Origin of the sequence: Kitasatospora sp. NPDC093558, from assembly GCF_040683475.1 — a bacterium.
GTDB lineage: Bacteria > Actinomycetota > Actinomycetes > Streptomycetales > Streptomycetaceae > Kitasatospora.
Window position 1 is genome coordinate 1 of the sequence record NZ_JBFBDY010000428.1, and the last position, 5448, is coordinate 5448.

The 5448-nt window shown below is 73.5% G+C and carries 8 protein-coding genes; all 8 read left to right on the top strand.

Annotation, left to right across the window (positions count from 1 at the left end; genetic code table 11):
- Positions 1 to 220 (top strand): hypothetical protein (locus AB0O00_RS28185; RefSeq protein ID WP_363656420.1); only part of this gene is annotated, 220 nt, incomplete at its 5' end.
- 13 nt (positions 221 to 233) lie between these two features.
- On the top strand, positions 234 to 866 hold the full coding sequence (locus AB0O00_RS28190) for a hypothetical protein (RefSeq protein WP_363656421.1): 633 nt from the start codon (positions 234 to 236) through the stop codon (positions 864 to 866).
- 22 nt (positions 867 to 888) lie between these two features.
- Positions 889 to 1224 (top strand): LysM domain-containing protein, encoded by a 336-nt coding sequence (locus AB0O00_RS28195; protein WP_363656423.1) that lies wholly within the window; start codon positions 889 to 891, stop codon positions 1222 to 1224.
- Positions 1217 to 2338 (top strand): hypothetical protein, encoded by a 1122-nt coding sequence (locus AB0O00_RS28200; RefSeq protein WP_363656425.1) that lies wholly within the window; start codon positions 1217 to 1219, stop codon positions 2336 to 2338. Before AB0O00_RS28195 ends, AB0O00_RS28200 begins: the two co-directional genes overlap by 8 nt.
- Complete coding sequence (locus AB0O00_RS28205) at positions 2335 to 2865, top strand: phage baseplate assembly protein V (RefSeq protein WP_363656427.1); 531 nt, start codon at positions 2335 to 2337, stop codon at positions 2863 to 2865. Before AB0O00_RS28200 ends, AB0O00_RS28205 begins: the two co-directional genes overlap by 4 nt.
- 3 nt (positions 2866 to 2868) lie before the next feature.
- A complete protein-coding gene (locus AB0O00_RS28210; protein WP_363656429.1) occupies positions 2869 to 3222 on the top strand; it encodes a hypothetical protein in 354 nt (117 codons plus the stop codon).
- A 3-nt stretch (positions 3223 to 3225) separates the two neighbouring features.
- Positions 3226 to 3588, top strand: coding sequence for a GPW/gp25 family protein (locus AB0O00_RS28215; protein WP_363656430.1), 363 nt, complete (start codon positions 3226 to 3228; stop codon positions 3586 to 3588).
- Positions 3585 to 5414: a hypothetical protein gene (locus AB0O00_RS28220; protein WP_363656432.1), complete on the top strand. Its 1830-nt coding sequence runs from the start codon at positions 3585 to 3587 to the stop codon at positions 5412 to 5414. Before AB0O00_RS28215 ends, AB0O00_RS28220 begins: the two co-directional genes overlap by 4 nt.
- Positions 5415 to 5448 lie beyond the last annotated feature (34 nt).

Consider the following 5448-nt stretch of genomic DNA (forward strand, 5'->3'; position numbering starts at 1 on the left):
CTACGGGGAGGTGGGCGCGGCCGGCGAGTTCGGCAGCTCCGACGCCCGCCGGACGCTGCCCTTCGTCGGCGGCGGGCTGCGGGCCGGCTACCAGAGCGGCCGCTTCGACCGCGGCAAGGCCGTCGACATCGGCCTCGACCTCGGCGCCGGGACCCGCCTCGGCGACCCCGACCCGGTGCGCTGGTTCCGGATCGGCGTGGAAGCGGGGATCGCATTCTGATGGAGGTCCTCACGTGACGGCGTTCCCCGAGGCGTTCACCCCGGTCCGCGGCGGGTTCGTGCTGGTCGACCCCGACCGGGGCACCGTGCTGCGCACGATCCCGTTCCAGTACAACCCGGACACGCTCACCCGCACGCTCACCCCGCAGGGCATCGGCAGCGAGCCCGGCGACCGCCTGGAGGTGCTGCGGCTCAAGGGGCCCGCGCACGAGCAGTTCCGGTTCGACGCCGAGTTCGACGCCACCGACGCGCCCGAGAAGTTCCCGGACGGGCTCCACCCGGTGCTCTCCGCCCTGGAGTTGACCATGTACCCCACGGTCGAGCAGCTGCGCCACGAGGACGCGCTGGCGCGGGCCGGCCAGATCGAGGTGGCGCCGATGGAGTCGCCGCTGCTGGTCCTGGTGCTGGGCCCCAAGCGGGTGGTGCCGGTGCGGATCACCGAGTTCACCGTCACCGAGGAGTTCTTCGACCAGGCGCTCAACCCGGTCCGCGCGAAGGTCGGGGTCGGCGTGCGGGTGCTCACGGTGGACGACCTCGGCCACCAGCACCACGGCGGGGTGCTCTACCTGACCTACCAGGGCCGCAAGGAGGGCTTCGCCCAGTCCGTCCGCCACCCGATCTCCGACGTCGGCACCCCGCGCGTCTGACCAACCCCACCAGGAGACAGCCGTGTTCGCCCTCACCAGCCGCTACCGGGCCCTGCCGACCGCCACCCATCGTCTGCCGGACGGGCGCACGGTGACGTACGTCCGGCGGCGCTTCCTGCCGCGCCCGGAGGACCTCACCCCGCTGCGCGAGCACGTCGTCGCGGCGGGCGAGCGGGCGGACCGGATCGCCTTCGCCGAGCTGGGCGACGCCGAGCTCGCCTGGCAGCTCGCGGACGCCAACCGGGCCGACGAGCCGGACGAACTCGCCGTCCCCGGACGGCGCTTGCGCATCACCCTGCCCGCCGCGCCCGGCCCCGGCGCCGCCTCGCTGCTCGTCCCGGGAGCACTCCATGGCTAGGAGCGTCCAACTCCTGTTGCGGATCGGGGACATCGTCACCGCGCCCGCGCCGCAGCCGCTCATGGACGCATTGCAGTCCGTCCAGGTGACGTCGAGCGCCGGGGCCCGCAGCGGCTTCCAGCTCACCTTCGCCGTCAGCAAGAAGTCCGTCATCACGCGGACGCTCCTGCCCGCCGGCCTGCTCGACCCGCCCGCCCGGGTCGTGATCGCCGCGGTCGTCGCCGGCTCCACCGAGGTGCTGATGGACGGCGTCATCACCCGGCACGAGCTCAACCCCGGCGACGCGCCCGGCAGCGGCACGCTCACCGTCACCGGTGAGGACCTCACCCTCCTCATGGACCTGCGCACCGAGCACGCGTGCTACCCGGCCATGCCGCACAACGTCCGGGCGACGCTCGTGCTGCTCAAGTACGCGCTGTACGGGGTCGTGCCGGTCGCCGTCCCGCCCGTCATCCCGACCGTCCCGAACCCGCTCGACCAGATCCCCGTCCAGTCCGCCACCGACCTCGCGTACCTGCGCAGCCTCGGCGAGGAGGTCGGGTACACCTTCTACCTCGTGCCTGGCCCGGCCCCCGGCGTGAGCATCGCCTACTGGGGCCCGGAGGTGCGCATCGGCGTCCCGCAGCCCGCGCTGACCGTCAACTCCGGTGCGGCGGACAACGTCGAGCAGCTGTCCTTCACGTTCGACGGGCTCGCGCGCACCCAGTACACCGTCCGGATCACCGAACCCACCACCAAGATCGGCATCTCGGTGCCCGTCCCCAGCCTCAGCCTCCTCAAGCCGCCGCTGGCCGCCCGCCCGGCCGTCGCCCTGCGCGAGGAGCCGCTCGTCAAGCTCACCGACCGCTCGCTCACCGACGCGATGCTGCGCGCCGTCAGCGTCACGTCCCGGGCCGCCGACGCCGTCACCGGGCAGGGCAAGCTCGACGTCCTGCGGTACGGCCGGGTGCTCGCCACGCGCGGACTCGTCGGCGTGCGCGGCGCGGGCCTCGCCTACGACGGCCTGTACTACGTCAGCAGCGTCACCCACGACATCAAGCGCGGCGAGTACACCCAGAGCTTCTCCCTCGCCCGGGACGGCTTCGTCCCCTTCACCGACCGGGTGGCACCGTGACCGCGCCCAGCGCCAACCAGCAGCCCGACTTCCGCGACCTCTACCGCGGCGTCGTCGTCTCCAACTTCGACCCGCTGCAGCAGAACCGCGTCATGGTCCGGGTCGACGACGTGCTCGGCGGCGACCCGTGCATCTGGGCCGTCCCCCAGTACGCGACCTCGGGGATGCACGTCGTGCCGGCCGTGCAGTCCGGCGTGTGGGTCAAGTTCGAGGACGGCGACGTCAACCGGGCCGTGTGGACCGGGTTCTGGCGCGGCGGGACGATCGAGCAGCCGCCCGTCGCCGCGCTCGTGCCGCCGGAGGTGCCGCAGGTCGTGCTCAGCACCCCGGCCGGCAACTACGTGCTGCTCACCGACGCCAGCGAGCCCACCGGCGGCATCCGGCTCCAACTGCGCGGCGCCGCAGGGCCGTACATCAAGCTCAGCGAGGCCGGGATCGAACTCTCCTGCGGGCCCGGCCTCGCGAGCATCCGGCTCGCCGGCACCGCCGTGATCATCAACAACGGCACGCTCGTCGTGCCGGAATAGCGCTTGGGGGACACCACCATGCCCGGCCTCGCCCTCCACACCGGAGCCACCATGACCTGCCCGCACGGCGGCACCGCGACCATCCTGCCCGCCGGGCCGCCCGGGGCGCTGATCCAGGGGATGCCGGTCGCGACGAGCGCCAACCAGATCGTGGTCGCGGGGTGCGCCGTGACACCGCCGTGCGCGAGCGTGCAGTGGGCGAACGTGTCCTCGGTGCTCGTCAACGGCGCGCCGCTGCTGGTGCAGGCGCCGCCGCCGACCCCACCGCCCGTGCCCGGTGGCGGGGTGTGCATCGGCTCCCCGACTCCCGCTCCGCCCATGGTCCTTGCGATGCAGATCCTCGTCACGGGGCGGTGAGCCATGGACCTCGCCTTCCCCTTCCGCATCGACGCCCGCGGCCGCACCGCCGAAGCCGCCTACCCGGACCACGTGCGCGACATGATCGAGCAGCTCCTGTTCACCACCCCCGGCGAGCGCGTCAACCGCCCCGACTTCGGCTGCGGCCTGCTCGGCCTCGTCTTCGAACCCAACAGCGTCGAACTCGCCGCCGCCCTCCAGGTCTCCGCCGAGGGCGCCCTGCACCGCTGGCTGGGCGACGTCATCGTGGTCGACTCGCTCCGCGTCACCGCCGAGGAGAGCACCCTGCGCATCGAGCTGCGCTACGTGCTCATCGCCACCGGCGAGGTCCGCACCGACGTCTTCGAAGGGAGCGTGCCACGATGACGTGTGCGGACGAACGGCGGCGCGCCAGGCTGCGCGCGTCCGACCTCAACGGCATCGACAGCGTCGACGTCCTCGACGGCTCCCTCGTCGTCGTCCTCTTCGGCAAGGTGCCCGAGGGCCTCACTCCCGCCAACTTCCGCATCGACGGCGGCGAGCGGATCACCGGCATCACCGTCACGGCCGTGCGCCGCCAGGCGGACGCCGAACGGGAGTTGGCCGACCGCCTGGTCCTCGCCGTCGACCGTTCCGGCGACCTCTCCGCCTACCGCCTGAGCATCGTCCGCGCCGACCCGCACGGGCGGCCCGGCACCGACCCGCACCCCGGCTTCGACCCCCGCTACGCGAGCGCCGCGTTCACCTTCCGGCCCGAGTGCGCGACGCTCGACTGCGCCCCGGCCGACAGCTGCCCGCCGACGTACCCGCCCGCGCCCGAGATCGACTACCTCGCGAAGGACTACGCGAGCTTCCGCCAACTCCTCCTCGACCGGCTCTCATTGACCATGCCGGCCTGGACCGAGCGGCACGTCCCCGACCTCGGCCTCACCCTCGTCGAGCTCCTCGCCTACGAGGCCGACCGCCTCTCCTACCGCCAGGACGCCGCCGCCACCGAGGCCTACCTCGACACCGCCCGCCACCGCGTCTCCGTGCGCCGCCACGCCCGGCTCGTCGACTACGCGATGCACGACGGCTGCGCGGCCCGCGCCTGGGTCTGCCTGGAGACCGACGAGGAACTCACGCTTCCCGCCGGGGACTTCCGGTTCGTCACCCTCGCCCCCACCGTCCTGCCCGAGCTCGGCGCCGCGCTGCTCGCCACCGACCTCCAGCGCCGCCACCTGCCGCCGTACCAGGCCTTCGAGCCCGTCCACGCCGAGGACGTGCCGCTGCGCCCCGCCCACAACCTGATCCACCTGTGGACGTGGGGCGACGCCGAGTGCTGCCTCCCGGCCGGCACCACGTCGGCCACCCTCGTCGACGGTTCAGCGGACCGGCGGGCCCTGTGCCTTCGCCCCGGCGACGTCCTCGTCTTCGAGGAGATCCTCGGCGCGAGGACGGGCGCGCCAGCCGACGCGGACCGCAGCCACCGCCAGGCCGTCCGACTCGTCTCCGTCACCGAGGACGTGGACCGGCTCTACAAACAGCCCCTTGTGCAGGTCACTTGGGCCCACGAGGACGCACTGGCCTTCCCGCTCTGCGTCAGCGCGCGCGGCGGCCCGGAGTGCACGGACCTGGAGGTCGGCGTCGCCCGCGGCAACACCGTGCTGGTCGAGCACGGCGCACACATCGACTGGTGCCACCAGCCCGCGGAGACGATCGACGTGCCCGTCCTGCCGCCACAGGAGCCCAGTTGCTCCTCCTGCGGTACCGACGATACCGACGGCCACCCCGCCTACCCGCCGCTGCCCGTCCGCTTCTCCCCCGCGCTGCGCCAGACGCCCGTGACGCAGAGCGCCCCCTTCCCCACCGACGCCGTCATCGCCGCCGCCCAGGCCGCGCGCCTCCTCGGCCTGCCCGACCGCGCCCGCCGGCGCCTCACCGCCATCTGGCACCGCCTGCCCCCGCACGAGGGCCGGCTCACCCCGGCCGAACGCGCCTACCTGGCCCTGCTGTTCGGCGAGGCCGTCCTCCAGCGCCTCCGCGCCGACGACCGCCCGCGCGACGCGCTGCGCACCCTCCTCGCCCGCTTCGACGACCTCCTCTCGGCCAAGCTCGCCCGCTGGCGCGAACTCGTCCGCCGGACGCGGGCCGGCCGGGTGCTCCGGCACGACGCCGAGGGCTGGGAGCTCGGCCAGAGCTGGGGCGAGGACGCCTCGTCCGGGACTCCGTAGATGTCACGCATCTCCAGATGGATCGCCGAGTACT

Coding starts and splice junctions, on each gene's coding strand:
- AB0O00_RS28200 (WP_363656425.1), top strand. CDS start 1,217: ATGGCTAGGAGCGTCCAACTCCTGTTGCGGATCGGGGACATCGTCACC.
- AB0O00_RS28215 (WP_363656430.1), top strand. CDS start 3,226: ATGGACCTCGCCTTCCCCTTCCGCATCGACGCCCGCGGCCGCACCGCC.
- AB0O00_RS28220 (WP_363656432.1), top strand. CDS start 3,585: ATGACGTGTGCGGACGAACGGCGGCGCGCCAGGCTGCGCGCGTCCGAC.